Here is a 20381-nt window from a genome sequence, read left to right as displayed (position 1 = left end):
AGAAATGATATCGCTCAATTTGGCGGGAGAAAGACCGGAGAAAAGAGTGATGCAGCATCCCGAAAAGTGCTGACTAGTCGTTGTCATTCAGCAGCTTACAAGTTTTGCTTACAAGCAATCGGAGCGCTTACGACTGAGGTTCCGCCAGTAACCGGCCCAGTTGATCACCCAACAGCAGATCCTCCATCGGGCCGAAGTGATGCAGCCGTAGGTAACCCCGTTTATCGATCAGCACCACGGAAGGGGTCCCCTGAAGCTGGTAGCGCTGCATCGTGGCGGGAATGGGGCCGATCTCGACCGGCTGATCGATAGCCACCGGAAAGCCGATCCGGTACTCGTGCAGAAACACCTGCAGGGCGTCGGCGTTCATCACCTGATGGTGCTCGAACACCGTATGCAGGCCGATCACCTGCAGCGGCTGATCCCGATAGAGGGTTGCCACCTTGAGGGCCTGGGGGATGCCGTGAGTCACGCAGCCGGGACAGAGCATCTGAAATGCATGCAGCATCACCACTTGCCCACGCAGATCCTCCAACCGCAGCGGTTGCTCGGTATTGAACCAGCGGGCCGCATTGATCTGCGGTGCTAATGTCAGCGCGGATGAGCGGCTGGTAGTCACGATAAACGGTCCTCGACAAAAACCTGGCTGACCGAGCAGCGGCCAGCCCAACCCTGAATCAAGTATAGGTGTTCGCCGGGTTCGGGCATCCCACGAAGGAGGCCCGACAGCAAGCTACTCCATCGCCAGTTGCGGAGTGTCCTCGCTGAGAACTTCACGCCACCAGGCCGTTTGCGCGGCAGGATTCAGAATCGATACCGGTTCTCCCATAATCGGGGTCAGTAGCTTGACGGCACGGCGCTGGGAAATTTCATAGGCCTGCTCCAGCGGCTCATGCCAATCGTGCAGGGCAAGATCGAAGGTACTGTTGTGGATCGGCAGCATCGCCTTACCCTTCAAATCGATATGTGCCTGGACACTCTGCTCCGGCAGCATGTGGATCTTGCTCCACAGACGGTTATAGGCGCCGGTTTCAATCATCGTCAGATCAAACGGTCCCAGGCGTTCACCGATCTCCTTGAAACCGCTGAAATAGCCGGAATCGCCACTGAAAAACAGCTTGGCCTGGCGGCCCTCAATCGCCCAACCGGCCCAGAGTGTCTGATCCCGGTCCATCAAGCCACGACCGGAGAAGTGCTGTGCCGGAGTCGCCGTGAAGGTCAGAGTGCCGATGCTGTCTTGCTGCCACCAATCCAGTTCCTTGATCCGGCTTGAGTCGATCCCCCAGTCACGCAGATACTGCCCGACCCCCAATGGCGTGAGGAAATGCTCCACCCGATCCGCCAGCGCCTGAATGGAGGCCTTATCCAGATGATCATAATGATCGTGGCTGATAATCACCGCCTTGATACTCGGCAGCGAATCCAACGCAACCGGTACCGGATGGAAACGCTTGGGTCCCATCCATTGAACCGGTGAAGCCCGATCGCTGAACACCGGATCGATCAGCAGATACTCAGCGTCCAGACGGATCAGCATCGACGAGTGCCCCAACCGGTAGATCACCGGCGTTTCCCGATCGGTCAGCAGTTCCTGCTCAGTGATGGTTCGTAACGGTGGCTCCGTGGTTGGCGTCGGCGACTTTCGATCAGCGGTGAAATAAGCCTTGGAGATCTTCAACAGATCACCCAGCCCGGATTGATAGGGCTGTTCGCTGTTTTGGAATTTGCCGCTTTCCAGCGACTGTTGCGACTGATGCTTGGCGGCAGCAAACAGGGTTGCGGACATAAGAACCACTCCAGATAAGATCAACCAACGAGGCTTCATAGGGACATCAACAAAGTAAAAGCAGAACAAAAGTAAACTATACCGTGCAGTTTACTTCTAAATTTAAAAAAGTAAACTGATTAGTGTAAATTTGTTCGGATCAGTCAGTACCGGGGAAGACCAGGTGGAACCAAAACGTTCACGCAGTGAAATCAAGCGACAGGCAATTCTGGATGCCGCCAAGCAGGCCTTTCTGGATCAGGGTGTCCAGGGAACCAGTATGGATAGGGTCGCGACGCTGGCTGAAGTCTCGAAGCGGACGGTCTACAACCACTTCGAAAGCAAGGAAGCGCTGGTGATGTGCCTGATCAGCGAACTGTGGCAACAGGCCAAGCATCAACGCGGTGGCGACTATCAGCCCGACGCTCCGCTGCATGGACAGCTTCGCGCGATCATCGAAGCGGAGATCGAGGTGATCAGCAGTACCGAGCATATCGAATTGAACCGGGTCGCCTTCGGCCACTTCTTCTACCACCCCGAAGCCCTGAAGCAGGAGGTCACCAAACTCTCCGCCCACGAATCCTCGCTGGTTCGCTGGATCAAAGCCGCCAGAGCGGATGGACGCTTGATCGATCTGGAGGCGGCTGCGGCCGGCGAGCAGGTGCACCATCTGGTCAAAGGACGCTGCTTCTGGCCCCAACTGCTGCAGATCGCACCGATCCTCAATCCCGAACAGCAACTTGAGCTGGCCGAACAAACCACCGCGATGTTTTTGAGCCACTACCAGGCTGCCAGCTTAGAAGATTGAAATAAATGTCGATTTCTTCTTTTTTCTGGATCCAGTCGCTCTGAACGCCGCGGCGCTGAAGCGATTCCCGATCATTTATCGGTCTACACTACAGGCGAGCTTATATATTAGCGTGTTGCAGTTGCGGCATAACGAAGCCGGATTCAGCGCCAAGCCAAGCGGTGACGCGGCCCAGGGAACTACCGCTATGCAGGCAGGTCAACCACAGCCTGCATAGGGAAATTCGGCTGATGAAACAAGTATTTGCTAAATTACCTAGGTGGTTTGGTCCAGCCACTGGGTCCAGTGCCTGGAGTTGGCCCCAAGGTCGTTGGCAATGTGGTTCTAAAAAACCCAACCTCCAAAGATAAAGATAAGCTCACGGTTGATAACAATTAATCGTAAGGCTATCGGTCTGGGTCTGACCCTGGCGATGGTCCTGACAGAGATCCCACTAATCAGTGGTGCTGGCTGTCTTACAATAAAAAAAATTAGCTCATGACTCCCCAGAGCCAATGGGCACCCACAACGGAGCAACTTATGTACCATAAGAATAAGCTTACTAAAGTTCTATCCCTCACCCTGGCGCTGGCGTTTTCGGCAACTGCCCTGAACGCTCAGGCAAAAACCTTTAAAGTCGCCGTGGGAGACGGCGCTGGAGGAACCCAGCACGAACTGGGTAAGAAATTCTCCGCAGAGTTGAAAGAACGTACCGGTAACAAGCACAAAGCCAAACTGTTCCTTAACGGCCAGTTGGGCAGTGAGCAAGATACCGTCAACGACGCCGCCATCGGCACCCTCGATTTCTCCATCCTCGCTATCAACAACGTCACCCCCTTCTCGCCAAGTGTTGGCATCCTGACCCTTCCTTACATGATCCAGAGCCTCGACGACGCCGTTGCGCTGACTCAGGGTGAGGTCGGTAAAGAGCTGGTTGAAAACACTATCCGCGATGCAGGTGTACGGATCATCGGCTGGGCTTACTCAGGTTTCCGAGTACTGACTAACTCCAAGCGTCCGATCACTACACTGGAAGACCTCCAGGGTGTTGTTGTTCGTGTACCGAAGAACGAGATCATGATCGACACCTACAAGGCTTGGGGCATCAACCCGACTCCGATGGCTTGGTCCGAAACCTTCACTGCTCTGCAGCAGCGTGTAGTTGATGGTCAGGACAACCCGTACATCACCAACTACGCAATGAAGTTCGATGAGGTACAGAAGTACATCACCAACATCCGTTACCTGTTCTCCATTGAGCCGCTGATCGTTTCTGAAGCTGTTTTCCAGGATCAGAAGCCGGCGGTACAGAAGGCCATTCTTGAAGCCGGTGAAGCGGCCACTCAGCACAGCGCTGCCTGGCTGAAGGATCAAGAAGCCAACATCAAGAAAGAACTGGCTAGCCGTGGCATGGAAATCTCCGATCCGGCCAATGGTGAGAAAGAGTGGATCGAAAAGGCTAAGACTGCTGTTTGGCCGAAGTACATCGACAGCATCGGCGGCAAGGACAAGCTCAACAAAGTCCTGATGTCTCTGGGTCGTGAGGGCGTCTAAGCTCAGCACCCGCATTCACTAATCGCGCTCGCGATTAGATGCCAAGCTGATTGCAGCTGAACCAAGCGACCGCCCCAGCGGCGGTCGCTTGACTCTAAGCACCTGCTTTGACTATTCCCACTGGAGCTCCTGATCATGTCCAAAACCGGCCTTTTCTTTAAGTTTCTCGACAATATCGAGAGCTATATCTGCCGGACTCTCCTGGCACTGTTTGTGGTCTTGCTGTTCGCCCAGATCGTCTCGCGAGAAGTTTTTTCTCACTCGCTGTCCTGGACCGAAGAGCTAGCCGTATACATGTTTGTCTGGTTCGTATTTTTTGGCGCCAGCTACGCCGCCAAACTCTCCGCCCACAACCGTGTAACCTTCCACTTCAAATGGATGCCGGAAAAAGCCGCCATCGGCCTTGAAGCCCTGGCCGACCTGATCTGGATCGCCTTCAACTGCTACTTCGTTTATCTCGCCTACGATTTCGTCTTCAATCGGATGAACCTGTTCTGGAAATCCCAGACCCTGGGCGTACCGATGAAATATATCTATTTGATTCTGCCGATCGCCTTCACCCTGATGACGATCCGAGTCATTCAGGTTAACTACTACAAGCTGGTCAAGGGCATCGATGTCCGTGATCCCGAATCTGTGGAAAACGACAAACTGATGGCCGGAGATGCATTCTCCGATGACGCCGACAACAACAATAAGCCGGCCTAAACAGGAGTCGAACCATGGCTGAATCAAGCATTGTCCTCATTCTATTCGGAACCTTCCTGCTGCTGTTGCTGATAGGGGCTCCGATCACTGTTTCACTGGGCGTCTCCGCCCTGGCCTCATTCATTTATCTGGATGAGAACCCGATTAAATTCGTCCAGATCGCCTTCACCTCGGTGGGCTCGTTCCCGCTGATGGCGCTGCCCGCCTTCATCCTGGCCGGGGCACTGATGGAAGCCGCCGGGATATCGAAACGACTGGTCAACCTGGCCGAAAGTTTCGCCGGCCCCTTTACCGGCGGTATGTCCGCTGCCACCGTTCTGGCCTGTATGTTCTTCGGCGCCATCTCCGGCTCCGGTCCGGCTACTACCGCAGCTGTCGGTATGCTGATGATTCCGGCCATGGCCGCCCGCGGCTATGACCGGGGCTACGCCGCCGCCGTGACCGCCTCGTCCGGTGGTCTGGGGATTATCATCCCGCCGTCGATCCCGATGGTTATCTTCGGTATCTCGGCGATTGGCCTGACCGTTCCCGATGCCGCGATCGAGAAATTCGGCACCTTCCAGACCGTGTCGATCTCGACCCTGTTTATCGCCGGTTTCTTCCCTGCGCTGGTTATCTCGATCAACCTGATGATCCTGAACTACATCCGCTGTAAGAAAGCGGGTTACAAAGGCTCCACCGACGGTTGGGCGCTGGATCACATCATCGATTCCTTCCGCAAGGGTTTCTGGTCGGTCCTGGCACCGCTGGTTATCCTGGGCGGTATCTACTCGGGCTTCTTCACCCCGACCGAGTCAGCCATCGTGGCGATCTTCTACACCCTGGTGATCGGCTGGTTTGTGCACAAGGAGCTGAAGTGGAAGGACCTGGTCCACTCGCTGGAAACCACCACCTGGTTGTCCGGACGGGTACTGCTGATCCTGTTCACCGCTACCGTGTTCGGCCGGGTGCTGGTTGAGAACGAGATTCCGGACACCGTCGCCGCCTCGATGCTGAGCCTGACCGATAACGTCTACCTGATCTGGACTATGATCATCGGCTTCCTGCTGTTCGTCGGTATGTTCATGGAGACCCTGGCCGCGATCATGATTTTGGTACCGGTACTGCTGCCGGTGGCCTATAACCTGGGTATCGATCCGATCCACTTCGGTGTGGTGATGATCTGCTGTCTGTCGATCGGCTTCGCCACCCCACCGCTGGGCGAGAACCTGTTCGTCGCCTCGGGGATCTCGGATACGGCGCTGGAAGATATAACCGCCAAGGCGCTGCCGTTCGCTTTCATTTCGGTGGTCGGCGTCTTCATCATCGCCTTCTTCCCCGAGATCGCCCTGTTCTTGCCCAGGTTACTGGCGGGATAGATCAACGCTTTCGCACCATGATTTTCGAACCATGACTTTCGCACTATTTCAGCCGGGGTTGCCACTAGGCTAACCCCGGCCGTCAGCTAAGGATGACTGCCGATGCTATTTCCTGAAATCAAACAGATTCTGTACTGTACCGACCTGTCCAAGAACGCTTCCTACGCGTTCAAGTACGCCGCCTACCTGTCCGGCAAAACCGGCGCCAAAGTGCATATCCTGCACGTGGTCGAAAAACTGTCCAACGACGCCCGCATCACCCTGAAAACCTACGTGATGGATTCCACCAGCCGGGACGACTTCCTCAACCACCGGATCGACCACGCCAAGGATCTGCTCAAGCATCGCCAGGATTACTTCTGGGATGTGCTGGCTCCCAGCCACAAAGAGCTGCGCGAACAGGTCGCCTCGGTCGATGTGGTCGAGCACTACCCGGCCGAGACCATCCTGCGTCGCTCCAAGGAGCTGGATGTCGATCTGATCGTGATGGGTGCCCACGAGAAAGGGATCATGCATACCTTCCTCGGCTCGGTGGCCAAGAACGTGCTGCGCCACTCGCGGATTCCGACCATGATCGTTCCGATCCCGGAGAAAGAAGAGCTCAAGCGTCAGAAAGAACAGCGCAAAAAACAGAACGGCGGTTGATATCAACCCGCGTCCTTCTCATGCCCCGGCCATCGCCGGGGTTTCTTTTTTCTGGCTCCGGAAATCGGCATCACGACATCCATGAAAGCCATCAATTGGTTAAAACTCGCCAGCGGGGCTTGGCTCTAACAGCACCCAGTTCTTGGCCCTACCTGCTGAAACTGAAGCCTTTATAGTAACTTCATCCACGGCTTTACCAGCCCAGCCACCTGCAGCAGGAGAGGTTCTATGAGCACTACCCTACGTCAGATCGAACAAGCCAACCGCACCCTGCGTCGACGCTGGAACCGCCCGCACCCGGGTTTTGGTTCCGGAAACGATCTGCGGACCAGCGACGCCGGCCTGCTGCAATCGCTGTACGGTAATATGGAACGCGCCAGCCATTTCCAATGGCTCAACGGCGGCCGTACCCTGATCGACAAGACCTACCTGGCCATGCTGTGTGCAGCGCTGGAACTGGATGCCCCCTGGATCGGTTTCGACAAGGTGGCTGCCAATCTGGACAACTTCATTCGCGAAGAGCTGGCACCCTGCTGGTCTGAGCTGGACGAGCTCGAGCACGAAGCCCGCCACGAGCTGAGCATCAACCTGGTCGAGAAAGCCTGTGAGACACTGTTCGGCAGCCAGAAGAACGCTGTCTTTGCCAGCCAACTGCTGCTGTTCCTGTGCCCGCAGTTGCCGATCTTCGCCGTGACCGGGCAACAACAAAGCGAGCACTTCAGCTACCGGGAATACCATCAGCAGTGCCGCAACCAGATGGCGTTGAACTTGCCGCTGCTGGCCAGTCAGCCGCTTCCCAAGCTGCTGCCGAGCACCGCCAACCTGGGCGCTCTGCTGACCCGAACCGACTGGTGGGTACGCCGCCTGCAGACGCAATTACAGCAACAGGCGTTCAACAACCTTGAAGATTCAAGGCCGGAGCAACAGCGCTCCGCCTAAACCGAGCACGATCCTCAACAGCGCAAAGCTGTCTCTTGTTACCAGCACTTCGGTGCTGGTTTTTTTTGCCAGTTTGTCAGGCTGGAAATTCAGCGCTTAAAAGGTCAACAGCATATCGTTCCAGCTGGCACCGCCATGGCTTGAAGCGGAGACACCTTGATGGCTGAAACCGAGGCTCTGATAGAAAGGGACCAGCTTATCTTTACAGGTCAGCACCACCCCTTGCCGCCCGTTAGCTCGACTGACATCAATAAAGTGCCTGGTCAGCGCCGACGCATAACCACGTCGCTGACAGGACGGATCAACCGCTAAGCCAAACACCGTTTGATAAGCACCGTCGGGGTTATGCAGGCGCGTATCCGAATAGAGCGCATCCGGAAGTTCCGGCTTGTCGAAGATGCAGCCATTGATATGCCCCACCACAACCCCCTCGATTTCCAGAACAAAGAAACACTCGGCAAAGACCGCAAAGCGCTGTTGGAAAGAGTCTAAAGAGGCCGCTTCCGCCTCAGGAAAACAGATCGCTTCAAGCTCAGCCATCCGGTTTACATCCTGTTGTTCTGCTTGACGAATTATGTACATCTCGATTTCTAATTAGATAGGTAGGCACCGCCAAAAAACGGGGCGAGTTTGGAACGCACGGGCGCCCCTCGAGTGTTTGATCTTGAGGCAATTTCGGCAAGGTTTCCAGGCAAAATCACCCTCCTTTCCCAGCACGGAAACGCTGATTTTTATGCTCCGGAATCAGGAATCAGGAATCAGGAATCAGGAATCAGGAATCAAAACCAGCTTTCCGGTATAGCCTTTGGCCAGAAACGCTTTCTGTGCATCGACGATTTCACGCAACGGGTAACTGTTAGCCAAAGCCGGTCGAATCTCCCCTCGCACGATATAACCAACCAGATTGGGAAATACCTCGCTCTCTAACATCGTACAGCCGAAAAAGCTCAGATCTTTGAGGTACAACGTACGTACATCCAACTGTACCAGGGGACCACCGATCGCCCCTGAAACTGCGTAGCGCCCTCTGGGTTTCAGCACTTGCAGGAGTATCGGCCACTGCTCGCCCGCCACCAGATCAACGACCACATCGACGCAGTTCTCGCCCAATACCTCCAGCAAATCCGTACCCCGCGGGATCACCTGGTCAGCCCCCAGTGCGAGCACATCGTCGGCTTTGTCGGCGCCGGCGACGGCAATAACCCGGGCCCCTCGTCGTTTCGCCAGTTGCACCGCGGCCGATCCCACCCCGCCGGATGCCCCGGTTATCAGGACAGTATCTGTCTCGGTTAGCGCAGCTCTGGTCAGCAGATTTTCGGCGGTTGAGTAGGAGCAGGGAATGGACGCTAATTCGGCATCGGTCCAATCGCATTCAACACGATGACAAAAGCGCGCCGGTGCTTTGGTAAATTGGGCAAAACCGCCATCGTGCTCGGAGCCGAAATAGGCAAAATCGGTCTCTCCTTGTCGAAAACAGGGCTCGACCAGAATCCGCTCACCAACACGGGCACTGGAAACACCATCGCCAACGGCCACGATCAGCCCGCACACATCCGCTCCCTGAATCCGCGGAAATTGGATCGCTCCTCCCCAGCCGCCGTCGTCAGCATTGGCTTCACCCAACCCCTGCTCACTCCCCTGCGTTGTTGTCCCCTCGGAGACCTTTTTCGAGTACCAACCGATTCGGGTATTGATATCCGTGTTGTTGATACCGGCAGCCCCGACGCGGATCAACACCTCTCCAAGCCCGATTTCCGGAATCGGGGCGTCGGTACGGTAATTGAGCTTGTCAAAGCCCCCGTGTCCGGTCAGATAGACTGCATGCATGGTGGTGGGCTTCGCACTCATAGCTATTCCTCGATTTGGCAACCAGGCGGTAAAGATGCTTTCGATCACAAGTAGAGCAAACGTTCTACTTGCCAAAGTAGAGTGATCGTTCTACCGTGTCAACGATGAATGCGACTCAACTGAAAATTGCCGCCGGTTTGGAGCAGGCCTTTGCCGATCACGGATTTGCCCAGATCGGCGTCGACGGACTACGCGAAGCGACCCAGGTCAGCTTAAGGACCCTCTACAAATATTGCCCATCCCGGGAAGCGATGGTGATCACCGCCTTGGAGCACCGGCACCAGCGCTATCTGGCACACCTGCTCGACGAGCTACCCACCGCACCGACACAAGCGCTGGATCAGATGTTCGATCGCATCGGAAACTGGATGGAGGAAAATGCTCCCCAGGGCTGCCTGTTCAAGAGCGCCGTTGCCGCCCATCCCGACAGTGAAGTCCTGCAGAAGATGTTGGAAAGGCACAAGCTTGAGGTCTGCGATGGTCTGACCCGAGCAACCGGCTTGAGTAATCACCGGGACGAACTGCTGTTGCTGCACGAGGCCATTATCCATAGTTGGCCGATGATGGGGGCACGTGCTGTTGCGAGCGCCAAAAGATTCGGGCAGCAGCTGTTCAACCAAGCGGCACCATCATAACGCTGATCAAGCGATAAAGACGGCCGCACCACCCCTGACCTCCGCACTATACTGATCTCAGGAAAGACTGACTCTCCAGGATCGGTGCATCGCGATGAACAATGATCAACGCCCCAGCGGCGCCGAGTACGCCCTATCCAGAGCCGGACTGTTGACCGAAGCCTATAAGAGCCTGTTGATCGTCAATGGCGGCGGTATCGTTGCCCTACTCGGCTTCCTGCAAGCCATCTGGGCCACCAGTCCCGAGCTGGCACGAATCACCCTCTGCGGCATTGCCTTGCTTGCCCTGGGACTGACGGCGGCGCTGGCCATTCCGTTCTTACGCTACCACCATTCCCACCACGCCCAACGCAAGGAACAGCGGGGCGAAAGCGGCCGCAAAACCCGCTACTGGTACCTTTTTTACGGTTGTCAGTGGTTCTCTATAGCCTGCTTCGGTGGCGGTGTTTTATATTTGGTGATCAAAGGGTTGGATATTACTAATATCACTTAATTATTCTATAACCCATTGTAGATAAGACTGAGGATTACATGGAGAGTAAAGCGTTGCTAGTAGAAGAGGCCATTGGTGACTTACAATTTTATGTAGAAAAAAAAGGATTTATTCTATCTAGTCAAGCCGAAGAGGTTTTCAGACAAGCAGAAGAAACAGGAAAGAAATATAATTTAGATATTTACTACTACATAGTCTTAATGACCATAATAAGGTTGTACCCAGAGCTAAGAAGTTTAATGCTCAGAAACGGCTGCGATCCAAGTGATGCTATACAAGCATGCATAAATCTAATTAGCATCTCTAGAAACGATGATGAATATTCTGATAATCGTCCCCCTTATTCCGAAACGGTGGGAACGAGAGGCAGCTGTAGAGCTTCCTTTATCGATTCAGCGATTGCAGCAGCTATACAGCATGACCGAAAAGAGATATTGAAGCTAGATATATTGGAAGGAGTTCTTGCTGACCACGATCAATTATGCCCTGTTGTTGAGAATATCAACTGGACTGACTCAGCTCTACACGTACCATACAACACCCTCTCTCATATATTAGGCCATTATGAGCAATCACTATGGATAAAATTTGAAGTCATACGAAAAGAGCTAAATATATATAAAGAACAAGAATTTAGAAACATTGCTATTGATAATGCACCACAGAGATTAAGGTCATCTCTTTTTGACTTTTTCTCAGACTGGCCTGATTACAGAACAAACTGTTTTTTAATTATGCCGTTCAGAGAAACAAAGTTTCATAAAGAAGTTCATCTAATTCTCAAGGATACTCTTACAAAATACGGTTTTAATTTGTTGAGAGCAGATGATAGAGCTTACTCTGATGATGTGCTGTCAAATATTGAGACATATATATTCGGCTCAAAGTTTTCTTTTGCTATCCATGAAAGAGTAGAAAATGATAGTCACAATGCAAATGTTGCTTTGGAAGTTGGATATTTTATGGGGCAGGGAAAAGAAGTTTGTCTACTGAAGGAGAATTCAGTTTCAGCGTTACCATCAGACTTACAAGGAAGACTATATGTTACTTTCAGTATGTTCGATGTTGCAAATACGCTGCCTAATGCTGTTGAAGGCTGGCTTAAAGGTAAACGGCTGATCTAACATACGTCACTACATTCAACCAGCTATATTCAAGTCAGTAATATCATTTTCATCTTTTACAGGAGTTTAACAATCAAAGCCCTCTGGATACTGATCTTCAGCGCCACGCTCATCTGGTCCGGCATCGAGCCCAAGGACCAGTTCACCTGGTTTCTTGAAGTCCTGCCCGCCATGATCGGCGGTGCCCTGATGGCGGCCACTTACCACAGTTTCCGCCTGACCCCGATTCTCTATTTCTTCATCCTGGCCCACTGCGTGGTATTGATGGTCGGCGGCCACTACACCTATGCCGAGGTGCCGTTGTTCGACGGCCTCTTTGGTGCCGAGCGAAACAACTACGACAAGGTCGGTCACTTCTTCCAAGGCTTCGTCCCAGCCCTGCTGGCACGGGAGATCCTGATCCGCAAACAGGTGGTCAACGGCCGTTACTGGATGGGGATCATCATTGTCTCGATCTGCCTGGCTTTCAGCGCCTTCTACGAGCTGATCGAGTGGTGGGTGGCCCTGGCCACCGGCGAAGATGCCGAAGCCTTCCTGGGAACCCAGGGCTATGTCTGGGATACCCAATCCGATATGGGCTGGGCGTTGATGGGAGCGATCTGCTCGGTGCTGTTGCTGGCCAAACCCCACGATCGGCAGCTGCAACGCCTGCCCCGTTCGGGATAACCCCTGGTAATCACCGCTTACAGACGAGACCATCGCCATGAGCCAAGCCCTGGAAGCCAACAAGCAAAACGCCATCGCGTTTTATCGCACCGCCTATCTGGGCGAACCGGCCAAGGCGGTCTCGCTGTATGTCGGTGACGACTACATCCAGCACAATCCGGTCGTCGGTAATGGCAAACAGGCCTTTATCGATTACTTCGCCGAAATGGGGCGGGATTACCCCGGCAAGCAGATTGAGTTTGTACGGGCCGTCGCCGAAGGGGATCTGGTAGCGCTGCACACCCACCAGATTTGGCCCGGAAACGATGAGTACGTCACGATGGATTTCTTCCGTTTTGATGAAGACGGCAAGATCGTCGAACACTGGGATGCCATCCAGTCGATTCCGGATGAGACCAAAAACGGCAACACCATGTATTAACCCGCCCTGCTCTACTGCCGGCATGCAACGCGCCGAGCATAAAAAAGCCCTGGCTTAGCAGGGCTCTTTTAATCCAGGGGGGAATGCCTTCGACAGAAGGTTAGCCGGCGACCTCTTCGCACTGAACGATGCGACCGCGCTGCACCAGCAGGTCTTCGTTCAGGTTGTAGATACAGTCCAGCAGGTGCATCTTGAAGCTGCCCGGGCCGGTCCCCAGCTTGACCGATTCTTCGGCGGCGACACCAATGGTCAGCAGTGCATGCACGGCCGCATCAAACGGATCGGGATTAACCGCCAGGAAGCCACCGATCAGCGCCGATGAGGCACAACCCATCGCGGCGACCCGGGTCTGCAGGACCGAGCCGTTGGTCATCAGCACAGTCCGACGGCCATCGGTGATTAGATCGGTTTCACCAGATTGCACCACCACGGCACCGGTCTGACGGGCCAATTTCTGCGGTGCATTGGCCGACTCGTCACTGGCCAGCGCATGAATCTCGGCATAGTTGCCGCGGATCACCGAAGGCCGAAACTCCAGCAGCCCCTGAGCATAAGAGCGACGGGTCGTGGAAGCATGGACCGACACCGGATCCAGCACCCAGGGCTTGTTGAAATCCAACGCCGTCTGGATAGCGATATCGATGGCGGAGCGACGGGTGCTATCCAGGGTACCGGTGTTGACCGACAGACAGTCAGCGCTGGTGACGAATTCGGCGATCTCGTCCATTCCCATCGTCATCGAGGTCTGAGCCCCCACCGCCAACAGGATGTCGGCCGAGAAGTCCATCGCCACCGGATTGGTGATGCACTGAATCCGCGGTCCCAGATGAGCCAGCAATCGTAATGACTGCATGGTCTGTCCGGCAGTCTGCTTGATACCGGATTCCTGAGCATTGGTAGAAAGGATATTGAGGGTGCTGGACATGGTGACTCTCCCGCCGTTGGGTTGGTGCTGGAAGCTCGGCTTCATCTAGATCGCCGAGCTCAGACGATACGATGGCGAAGAAGTTTTAGGCCAAAGCCTGGGCCAACCGCGCCCGCTCTTCATCGCTGTACTGCACACGACCAATGGGAATCAGATCGTTAATGGCGTCGCTGATGGTGGCGCTGTCTTCGGCGCTGAAGCCGCCGCACAGTTCGACCAGCTGGACTTCACGGGTCAGCATCTCCTGAACCGCCATGATCGCCATCTCGACCGAGTTCACGCCGGCGACCATCATTTCGAACTGCTCGCTCTTGATAAAGGCGTGGTGCTTGATCACTTCAAGATCAGCCGATTTAACAATAAAGCCGTAGCGCTGCAGGGCCATATCGAATCTCCAAGTCGTTGTTGTTTTCCTTCATTAAAGCCCGCGGTTTTGGCAGAAGTTAGGGCCAGCGAGAAACTGCAGTTGGAGCCAATCCCACACAGCCTAAAGGGGTGCATGAAACACCCAACATTGCCAGCCAGACTTTGGTCTGGACGACTTGGAGAAGGGGCCTATAAATTAACCAGCGAGCGTCCCAGACTACCGCCGGAGATCAGCATCAACATCGCCAAGGCGATACGACGGAACGACTCCGGCGGGCTCTTGAGGAAATGACGATTGCCCAGCAGGGTTCCAAGACCGACAGGAATCAGGAACAGCGCGGCCAGTTGCACCACCTGCCAGTCGATCATGCCGCTCCCTGTGGCCAGTAGACAGGTGTAGATATCCAGCAGAATCAGGTAAGTAATCAGGGTACCGCGCACGGTCGCCGCACTCTCTTCCTTGGATAGGAAGAACACCACCAACGGCAACCCGCCGACACCGGCGGCGCCATTTAAAGCCCCGGAAACCACCCCAGCCGAGCCGATCACCGAGGCACGATCACCGCCGCGGATGCGAAAGCCTCGCCAGATCAGTACGGCACAGATCAGTATCAACACCGAGATCAGAATCCGCATCCACTGACTCGGCAAACCGGCCAGCAGCATCAGCCCCAACGGAGTGGCAAACAGGGCGCCGAACCCGATCAAGCGCAGCTGGCGCCAATCGATATCTTTCCAAATCGACGGCAGCATACCGATCCCGGCGACGATCTCGACCAATAGAATGGCCGGCACGATCTGCACCGGCGGAATCACGATCGACAGACTGGCAATCGTCAACGCCGAGAAGCCAAACCCCGAATAGCCCCGCACCAGTGCGGCCACAAACACCACCGGCAAACATACCAGTAGCACCGACCAATCCAATCCTGCGATCATCTGCTGTCCCTATGTAAGCGCCCTCGAAATCCGTAACTGCTGCGCTGAAGGCTGACTGTTTAAGCCTGATTAAAGCGTCTGTGACTGGACGACCGTAATCGCGATCACGTTCACCACGTCGTTGGCGCTGCAGCCGCGCGACAGGTCGTTGGCCGGTTTGGCCAGACCCTGCAGGATCGGGCCGATCGCATCGGCCTTGCCGATCCGCTCCGCCAGTTTGTAGCCGATATTGCCCGCTTCCAGGTTCGGGAATACCAGCACGTTGGCCTTGCCCTTGGTTTCGGACTGACCCACTTTGCGTTCGGCGATCTCGGCCACGATGGCGGCATCGAGTTGTACGTCACCGTCGATGCACAGCTCCGGCTGTTGCTGTTTGACCAGCGCGGTGGCGTTGACCACCTTATCCACCGCCGCGTGCTGGGCACTGCCACTGGTGGAGAACGACAGCATCGCCACTCGCGGATCTTCGTTCAGCAGGGTCTTGGCGCTGTTGGCCGCCGACATGGCGATCTGGGCCAGTTGTTCGGTGTTCGGGTCGATCACCAGGCCGCAGTCGGAGAAGATTACCCCGCCCTTCAGTTCGTGGAAGGGTTCGCACAGCATCATCAGGAAGAAGCTGGAGATCATGCTGGCGCTGGGCGCCATGCCGATGATCTGGATCGCCGAGCGCACCACGTCGCCGGTGGTGTAGACCGCGCCGGCTACGGAGCCGTCGGCATCGTCCAGTTGGACCATCACCTGGGCGTAGATCAGCGGGTTCTGGACCTGCTCGGCCGCCTGCGCCTCGGTCATGCCCTTGGCTTTGCGCTTCTGGTACAAGGCGTCGGCGTAGCGCGCCAGCTCCGGCGAGCTGGCCGGATCGAGCAGGGTAATGCCGTCGAGGTTGAGGTTGTTTTCCTCCGCCAGGGCACGGATCTTGGCTTCGTCGCCCAGCACGGTGATCTGCGCGATGCCGCGCTCGGTGGCCACGCAGGCCGCTTCGAGGATACGCGGGTCTTCGCCTTCGGCCAGTACCACGCGTTTGGGCGCATCTGCCGCCCGTTTGAAGATATTGTTGAGCGCCTTCATCACACAGCCCTTCGTTTATTCTGAGGTTTTTGTTGGGAGGTTTGGATGGGGTCTCTGCCCATTGAGATAACCACCGATGGCGTGGAAGTTATGTCGATGGAGGGAGAAAAACCGGCCGAGAACCGGCCGGTTTTTTGGGTTAACTGTAATCCCGTTAAAAATGCAGACGGATCGGTGTGATCCGCCTGCCAACGGACGATTACTGTCAGCCTCGGACTGTTACTAACAGCTTGAGCCGCTGTTATTGATAGTCCTTGTACTTCTCCAGGTGACGAACCGGCACGGACAGGGCGTCGCGGCGGAAGGGGTCGCCCAGCTCACGGGTACACATGATCTCGATCACGGTGGTCACACCGTCCTTCTGCGCGTCGCAAGCTTGCTTCAGCGCCGGACCGATGTCTTCCAGCTTGTCGATGGTGACGCCCTGCGCACCCATGGAGCGTGCGATTTCGGCGAAGCTCGGGTTCTCCAGCTCACCCGCTACGAAGCGACGGCTGTAGAAGTCGACCTGGTTCTTCTTCTCGGCACCCCACTGACGGTTGTGGAAGACGATGGAAGTAACCGGGATCTGCTCACGGACACAGGTCATGATCTCAACCATGGACATGCCCCAGGCGCCGTCACCGGCGTAGGAGATGGCCGGACGCTCAGGCGCGGCAACCTTGGCACCGATGATGGTCGGCAGGGCGTAACCACAGTTACCGAAGCTCATCGGCGCGAAGAAGCTGCGCGGCTTCTCGAAGCGCAGGTAGCTGTTGGCAACGGAGTTGATGTTACCGATGTCGGTGGAGACCATGGCGTCTTCCGGCATGGCTTTTTCCAGCTCACGCAGAACCTGACGCGGGTGCAGGTAGCTGCCCTCTTCGCCAGCTTGCTCTTCGATCATGTCCAGCGAGTACTCGTCCTTCTCGTGGATCCACTCGTCCAGCTCTTTCTCCCAAGACGCTTTCTCGGCGGCGATGTTCTCAGCGCGCTCAGCTTTGGTGGCCAGACAGGCAACGTCGCGAGTCTGCAGACGATCCAGCAGGGTGGAAGCAGCGGCTTTCGCGTCGCCACAGATACCCACAGAGATCTTCTTAACCAGACCCAGAACCTTGGAGTTGCAGTCGATCTGGATGATCTTGGCGTCTTTCGGCCAGTAGTCCATGCCGTGCTGCGGCAGGGTGCCGAACGGACCCAGACGGGTACCCAGGGCCAGAACCACGTCAGCCTGGGAGATCAGGCGCATCGCCGCCTTGGAACCCTGGTAGCCCAGCGGACCACACCACAGCTCGTGGCTGGCCGGGAAGGAGTCGTTGTGCAGGTAGGTGTTACAGACCGGCGCACCCAGGTACTCGGCCAGGGCTTTACACTGCTCAACACCTTCGGACATGACCACACCGCCACCGGACAGGATCACCGGGTTCTTGGCAGCGGCCAGCAGGTCAGCGGCTTCGTTCAGGGAGTTCTCACCGCCGGCGCCACGCTCGATGCGGATCGGCTGCGGGATCTCAACGTCGATGTCGCCGTAGAAGAAGTCACGCGGGATGTTCAGCTGGGTCGGACCATTTTCCTGGATCGCACGGTCGAAGGCGCGACCAGTCAGTTCAGCCATACGCTCCGGACGGGGTACGTGGGCCTGGTACTTGGTGATGGTCTCGAAGAACGGCAGCTGCTGAGCTTCCTGGAAGCCACCCAGACCGTTGGTCATGGCGCCGGTTTCCGGGGTGATGCACACAACCGGGCTGTGGGCCCAGTAGGCAGCGGCGATCGCGGTCACGAAGTTGGTGATACCCGGGCCGTTCTGGGCGATACAAACGCCGTGACGACCGGAAACACGGGCGTAACCGTCAGCCATGTGGCCGGCGCCCTGCTCGTGAACAACCGGGATCAGGCGGATGCCTGCCGGGGTGAAGATGTCCATTGCGTCCATAAACGCCGAACCCATGATGCCGAAGGCGACGGTAACGTCGTTGGCGACCATAGTTTCGACAAAGGCTTCGCTAGGGGTCATACGTGCCATATTCAAGGTCCTTGTTATTGTAGGTTTCAAAGCCAAAGTGTGTCGCTATCTGCCCGTTTACCGCGGAGGCTCGACCAGCCCTTGTGAGCGTTGATAGCCTGCACACCGCTTGCATCTGCACATGGCATCTCTAAGTCGGATATGCATGGTTACAGACTAGGGGACTGGACCTATCGGCAATAGGACCAGATTCGGGCTACGAGCTGATCCAACTTCATCACCGACTCGCTCGATGACCAGATAGCCGTTGTAGAACAACCACATCGACTATGCTGACAGAGGAGAAATCGGGTTGATTTAACCCGCACGGAAACCCTTTCCGGCAGCCGGAACCGAGGCGGATCAAGCACAATGGATTTTAAACAGGAAGCGCTGGACGCCTTAAAAGCGCTACAGGCCGAGTATCTGAACAGTGTCTGGAAAACCTTTGCCGCGCTGATGGTCTCGATTGGCTGGGTGATGTCGTCTGAAGAAACCCGTAACTTTCTCGACGCTACCCTGCCGGTCAAGCTGGTCGCCATCGTCGTTGTATTGGGGCTGGCGTTGATGCACTGGCTGACGCTGCACGATCTGCAGACCAAATCCAGCCGGATCTTTAAACAGGTCGTTTACGATGACGCCCTGTTCTGCGCGGTGAAAGCGAGCTACGAAATCAAACGTATTTATATCTACGGCAGCTTTGTGATCAACGGTCTGCTCTATCTGCTACTACTGAGCATCCTGATCGTTGCTCAACCGAGCGCCTGAATGCCTTAACGAGGAAGGTTTTCGGAGCGCTCAATAGCAATAACTCGCTGATCGAGCGGATATAGTACACTTCGCTCACACTCAAACCGTCGACACCCTTAACCCTATGAAACCGATTGTCCGTGCCCTTGTTATCGTTGCAGGCCTGTTTATCGCCTACCAACTGTTCGGCTTGATGCAGGCCAAGTATGCCGCCAAAGACTGGCCCTCGGTCACCGGCACCATCGCTGCGGTATCCCTGGACGAATCCAAACGGATCGAGAACAAAGAGATCGATGGACTTCGCCAGCAATACGAAATCAGCACTTTCAGGCCGAAGCTGCGTTACAGCTATCGCGTCAATGGGATCGAGTATCAGAGTGAGCGCTTCGCCATCGCGGACAAAAGCACCGAATCCCGCCAGGAGGCCGAGTCCTGGCTGGCTAAGTTCGCCGTCGGCAACTCGGTGACCGTGTTCTATAACCCGGAAGCTCCGGCAGACAGCGTGCTGTTGAAGTAATCCGGCGAGCCTGCCAACGACAGCCGCAATCCTCTCGATTCAGTGAGCGACGGACCAATCATCGACACCGGCGTCTGCCAGTCGATTATCCGCGTCCCTTAACCGACGGGACATCTCCCGCGACAGATTCAGCAGCAGGATGCCAAAGTCGTTGGGCAGTTCATCATGAAGGGCATCGAACAAACCATAGGAAACCCGCAACAGACAGCTCGGTTCGTTAGCCAGTGCATTGCCGATCCTGCCATGCAGCCCTATCATCGCCACAAATCCGATTTCGTGGCCAAATGGATAGTCACGAATATGCGCGATACGGCCGTCCCGGCGCGGTTTGACCAGCCGTATCGAACCTTGCAGCACGACGTGGAAGCAATCAGCGCCGTCACCGAGCCGGAACAACACATCGTCCTTTTCAAGGAAGATCAGCTCACCGTTGCGGAACAAATAGTTGAGCGCCTGTTCGGACAACGCACCAAGGGTCGAGGCATCCCGAACATAATCGATGCCCAGTTGTTGCAACACCTCTACCCCGACTAACGACTTCATCGTCATCTCCTTGCACGGATCGTCTAGTCCTATTGCTGAGTATAGTGCGTTAACTGTTGCTGCCAGCTGAACAAGAAAAACCGCCCCGGACCCGGCTTTGCTGTTCTATTTGTTAGCATTCACCGACTCGATACAGCGTCGGCGGGAAGGGGGAAGCGGAGATGAGAACAGCTCACCGATATCCTGGCTGGCATCAGGACTTAGGAACACACCCGTACCGATGTGACCGACCTAAGAACAGGTATCCTGATCATACTGCCAGCAACTAGAAGTTGAAATCGCGGCGGTAGTCAGGCACAAGCGCTGATTGGACAGCGGCCGATAAGGAACGCGATCCAAGGCTATCAAG

The 20381-nt window shown here is 55.6% G+C and carries 23 protein-coding genes; 13 read left to right on the top strand and 10 right to left on the bottom strand.

The annotated features are described in order from the left end of the window. Positions 1 to 127 precede the first annotated feature (127 nt). Together ACO05M_RS09145 and ACO05M_RS09140 are read right to left on the bottom strand one after the other, a co-directional pair. Positions 128 to 619 (bottom strand): redoxin domain-containing protein, encoded by a 492-nt coding sequence (locus tag ACO05M_RS09145; RefSeq protein WP_421870572.1) that lies wholly within the window; start codon positions 617 to 619, stop codon positions 128 to 130. 114 nt (positions 620 to 733) lie between these two features. Beyond that, positions 734 to 1786, bottom strand: coding sequence for an MBL fold metallo-hydrolase (locus ACO05M_RS09140; RefSeq protein ID WP_421870569.1), 1053 nt, complete (start codon positions 1784 to 1786; stop codon positions 734 to 736). Positions 1787 to 1949: 163 nt separating this feature from the next. Between ACO05M_RS09140 and ACO05M_RS09135 the strand changes: the two genes are divergently transcribed. The 6 genes from ACO05M_RS09135 to ACO05M_RS09110 all read left to right on the top strand — a co-directional run bounded on the left by ACO05M_RS09135 (position 1950) and on the right by ACO05M_RS09110 (position 7756). Next, a complete protein-coding gene (locus tag ACO05M_RS09135) occupies positions 1950 to 2573 on the top strand; it encodes a TetR/AcrR family transcriptional regulator (RefSeq protein ID WP_421870566.1) in 624 nt (207 codons plus the stop codon). 519 nt (positions 2574 to 3092) lie between these two features. Continuing rightward, a complete protein-coding gene (locus ACO05M_RS09130; RefSeq protein ID WP_421870563.1) occupies positions 3093 to 4106 on the top strand; it encodes a TRAP transporter substrate-binding protein in 1014 nt (337 codons plus the stop codon). A 135-nt stretch (positions 4107 to 4241) separates the two neighbouring features. Then, complete coding sequence (locus ACO05M_RS09125; protein WP_421870561.1) at positions 4242 to 4814, top strand: TRAP transporter small permease; 573 nt, start codon at positions 4242 to 4244, stop codon at positions 4812 to 4814. A 14-nt stretch (positions 4815 to 4828) separates the two neighbouring features. Further along, positions 4829 to 6172, top strand: a complete 1344-nt coding sequence (locus ACO05M_RS09120) for a TRAP transporter large permease (protein ID WP_421870558.1) — start codon at positions 4829 to 4831, stop codon at positions 6170 to 6172. Positions 6173 to 6274: 102 nt separating this feature from the next. Continuing rightward, complete coding sequence (locus ACO05M_RS09115; RefSeq protein WP_421870556.1) at positions 6275 to 6817, top strand: universal stress protein; 543 nt, start codon at positions 6275 to 6277, stop codon at positions 6815 to 6817. A 228-nt stretch (positions 6818 to 7045) separates the two neighbouring features. Further along, a complete protein-coding gene (locus ACO05M_RS09110) occupies positions 7046 to 7756 on the top strand; it encodes a hypothetical protein (RefSeq protein WP_421870552.1) in 711 nt (236 codons plus the stop codon). Positions 7757 to 7852: 96 nt separating this feature from the next. Here the strand turns inward: ACO05M_RS09110 and ACO05M_RS09105 are convergent, their stop codons facing one another. Together ACO05M_RS09105 and ACO05M_RS09100 are read right to left on the bottom strand one after the other, a co-directional pair. Then, entirely contained in the window at positions 7853 to 8296 is a 444-nt protein-coding gene (locus ACO05M_RS09105; protein WP_421870549.1) for a GNAT family N-acetyltransferase, read from the bottom strand. Between the two features lie 225 nt (positions 8297 to 8521). Continuing rightward, positions 8522 to 9604 carry an alcohol dehydrogenase family protein gene (locus ACO05M_RS09100; RefSeq protein WP_421870546.1) on the bottom strand — a complete coding sequence of 361 codons (1083 nt, stop codon included), beginning with the start codon at positions 9602 to 9604 and terminating at the stop codon, positions 8522 to 8524. A 104-nt stretch (positions 9605 to 9708) separates the two neighbouring features. On the opposite strand from ACO05M_RS09100, the gene ACO05M_RS09095 reads away from it, so the two are divergent. The 5 genes from ACO05M_RS09095 (at position 9709) to ACO05M_RS09075 (ending at position 12943) form a co-directional block, all read left to right on the top strand. Beyond that, complete coding sequence (locus ACO05M_RS09095) at positions 9709 to 10239, top strand: TetR/AcrR family transcriptional regulator (protein ID WP_421870543.1); 531 nt, start codon at positions 9709 to 9711, stop codon at positions 10237 to 10239. Between the two features lie 94 nt (positions 10240 to 10333). Then, complete coding sequence (locus ACO05M_RS09090) at positions 10334 to 10732, top strand: hypothetical protein (RefSeq protein ID WP_421870540.1); 399 nt, start codon at positions 10334 to 10336, stop codon at positions 10730 to 10732. Positions 10733 to 10770: 38 nt separating this feature from the next. Further along, positions 10771 to 11856: a TIR domain-containing protein gene (locus tag ACO05M_RS09085; protein ID WP_421870537.1), complete on the top strand. Its 1086-nt coding sequence runs from the start codon at positions 10771 to 10773 to the stop codon at positions 11854 to 11856. 171 nt (positions 11857 to 12027) lie between these two features. Beyond that, positions 12028 to 12522 (top strand): DUF2238 domain-containing protein, encoded by a 495-nt coding sequence (locus ACO05M_RS09080; RefSeq protein ID WP_421870533.1) that lies wholly within the window; start codon positions 12028 to 12030, stop codon positions 12520 to 12522. A gap of 37 nt (positions 12523 to 12559) precedes the next feature. Next, positions 12560 to 12943 (top strand): nuclear transport factor 2 family protein, encoded by a 384-nt coding sequence (locus ACO05M_RS09075; protein ID WP_421870530.1) that lies wholly within the window; start codon positions 12560 to 12562, stop codon positions 12941 to 12943. 100 nt (positions 12944 to 13043) lie between these two features. On the opposite strand, the gene thiM is transcribed toward ACO05M_RS09075, so the two are convergent. The 5 genes from thiM to xsc all read right to left on the bottom strand — a co-directional run bounded on the left by thiM (position 13044) and on the right by xsc (position 18243). Continuing rightward, on the bottom strand, positions 13044 to 13868 hold the full coding sequence (gene thiM / locus ACO05M_RS09070) for a hydroxyethylthiazole kinase (protein WP_421870527.1): 825 nt from the start codon (positions 13866 to 13868) through the stop codon (positions 13044 to 13046). A gap of 85 nt (positions 13869 to 13953) precedes the next feature. After that, on the bottom strand, positions 13954 to 14253 hold the full coding sequence (locus tag ACO05M_RS09065) for a DUF6506 family protein (RefSeq protein ID WP_421870524.1): 300 nt from the start codon (positions 14251 to 14253) through the stop codon (positions 13954 to 13956). A gap of 170 nt (positions 14254 to 14423) precedes the next feature. Then, positions 14424 to 15173 carry a sulfite exporter TauE/SafE family protein gene (locus ACO05M_RS09060; RefSeq protein WP_421870521.1) on the bottom strand — a complete coding sequence of 250 codons (750 nt, stop codon included), beginning with the start codon at positions 15171 to 15173 and terminating at the stop codon, positions 14424 to 14426. Between the two features lie 69 nt (positions 15174 to 15242). Continuing rightward, entirely contained in the window at positions 15243 to 16241 is a 999-nt protein-coding gene (gene pta, locus ACO05M_RS09055; protein WP_421870508.1) for a phosphate acetyltransferase, read from the bottom strand. A gap of 241 nt (positions 16242 to 16482) precedes the next feature. Further along, the gene (gene xsc, locus ACO05M_RS09050; RefSeq protein ID WP_421870504.1) at positions 16483 to 18243 is read right to left on the bottom strand and encodes a sulfoacetaldehyde acetyltransferase; all 1761 of its coding nucleotides are present in this window, start codon (positions 18241 to 18243) and stop codon (positions 16483 to 16485) included. Between the two features lie 351 nt (positions 18244 to 18594). Between xsc and ACO05M_RS09045 the strand changes: the two genes are divergently transcribed. Together ACO05M_RS09045 and ACO05M_RS09040 are read left to right on the top strand one after the other, a co-directional pair. Further along, complete coding sequence (locus tag ACO05M_RS09045) at positions 18595 to 18990, top strand: hypothetical protein (RefSeq protein WP_421870517.1); 396 nt, start codon at positions 18595 to 18597, stop codon at positions 18988 to 18990. Between the two features lie 106 nt (positions 18991 to 19096). Next, a complete protein-coding gene (locus ACO05M_RS09040) occupies positions 19097 to 19489 on the top strand; it encodes a DUF3592 domain-containing protein (RefSeq protein WP_421870514.1) in 393 nt (130 codons plus the stop codon). Between the two features lie 39 nt (positions 19490 to 19528). Here the strand turns inward: ACO05M_RS09040 and ACO05M_RS09035 are convergent, their stop codons facing one another. Continuing rightward, positions 19529 to 20032, bottom strand: a complete 504-nt coding sequence (locus ACO05M_RS09035) for a Crp/Fnr family transcriptional regulator (RefSeq protein WP_421870511.1) — start codon at positions 20030 to 20032, stop codon at positions 19529 to 19531. Between the last annotated feature and the right edge of the window lie 349 nt (positions 20033 to 20381).

The sequence above is a fragment of the Motiliproteus sp. genome, assembly GCF_965230735.1.
Classification (GTDB): domain Bacteria; phylum Pseudomonadota; class Gammaproteobacteria; order Pseudomonadales; family Balneatricaceae; genus Motiliproteus.
The sequence above is the reverse complement of the archived record's forward strand: the minus strand, read 5'-3'. Positions and strand labels throughout refer to the sequence as shown.

Bases quoted from the DNA above. Each gene is read 5' to 3' on its own strand.
- ACO05M_RS09035 (WP_421870511.1), bottom strand. From the start codon at position 20,032: ATGAAGTCGTTAGTCGGGGTAGAGGTGTTGCAACAACTGGGCATCGAT.
- ACO05M_RS09100 (WP_421870546.1), bottom strand. From the start codon at position 9,604: ATGAGTGCGAAGCCCACCACCATGCATGCAGTCTATCTGACCGGACAC.
- ACO05M_RS09045 (WP_421870517.1), top strand. From the start codon at position 18,595: ATGGATTTTAAACAGGAAGCGCTGGACGCCTTAAAAGCGCTACAGGCC.
- ACO05M_RS09065 (WP_421870524.1), bottom strand. From the start codon at position 14,253: ATGGCCCTGCAGCGCTACGGCTTTATTGTTAAATCGGCTGATCTTGAA.
- ACO05M_RS09040 (WP_421870514.1), top strand. From the start codon at position 19,097: ATGAAACCGATTGTCCGTGCCCTTGTTATCGTTGCAGGCCTGTTTATC.
- ACO05M_RS09140 (WP_421870569.1), bottom strand. From the start codon at position 1,786: ATGTCCGCAACCCTGTTTGCTGCCGCCAAGCATCAGTCGCAACAGTCG.
- ACO05M_RS09080 (WP_421870533.1), top strand. From the start codon at position 12,028: ATGATCGGCGGTGCCCTGATGGCGGCCACTTACCACAGTTTCCGCCTG.
- ACO05M_RS09120 (WP_421870558.1), top strand. From the start codon at position 4,829: ATGGCTGAATCAAGCATTGTCCTCATTCTATTCGGAACCTTCCTGCTG.
- ACO05M_RS09090 (WP_421870540.1), top strand. From the start codon at position 10,334: ATGAACAATGATCAACGCCCCAGCGGCGCCGAGTACGCCCTATCCAGA.
- ACO05M_RS09110 (WP_421870552.1), top strand. From the start codon at position 7,046: ATGAGCACTACCCTACGTCAGATCGAACAAGCCAACCGCACCCTGCGT.
- thiM (WP_421870527.1), bottom strand. From the start codon at position 13,868: ATGTCCAGCACCCTCAATATCCTTTCTACCAATGCTCAGGAATCCGGT.
- pta (WP_421870508.1), bottom strand. From the start codon at position 16,241: ATGAAGGCGCTCAACAATATCTTCAAACGGGCGGCAGATGCGCCCAAA.
- ACO05M_RS09095 (WP_421870543.1), top strand. From the start codon at position 9,709: ATGAATGCGACTCAACTGAAAATTGCCGCCGGTTTGGAGCAGGCCTTT.
- ACO05M_RS09105 (WP_421870549.1), bottom strand. From the start codon at position 8,296: ATGGCTGAGCTTGAAGCGATCTGTTTTCCTGAGGCGGAAGCGGCCTCT.
- ACO05M_RS09115 (WP_421870556.1), top strand. From the start codon at position 6,275: ATGCTATTTCCTGAAATCAAACAGATTCTGTACTGTACCGACCTGTCC.
- ACO05M_RS09085 (WP_421870537.1), top strand. From the start codon at position 10,771: ATGGAGAGTAAAGCGTTGCTAGTAGAAGAGGCCATTGGTGACTTACAA.
- ACO05M_RS09130 (WP_421870563.1), top strand. From the start codon at position 3,093: ATGTACCATAAGAATAAGCTTACTAAAGTTCTATCCCTCACCCTGGCG.
- ACO05M_RS09075 (WP_421870530.1), top strand. From the start codon at position 12,560: ATGAGCCAAGCCCTGGAAGCCAACAAGCAAAACGCCATCGCGTTTTAT.
- ACO05M_RS09125 (WP_421870561.1), top strand. From the start codon at position 4,242: ATGTCCAAAACCGGCCTTTTCTTTAAGTTTCTCGACAATATCGAGAGC.
- ACO05M_RS09060 (WP_421870521.1), bottom strand. From the start codon at position 15,173: ATGATCGCAGGATTGGATTGGTCGGTGCTACTGGTATGTTTGCCGGTG.
- xsc (WP_421870504.1), bottom strand. From the start codon at position 18,243: ATGGCACGTATGACCCCTAGCGAAGCCTTTGTCGAAACTATGGTCGCC.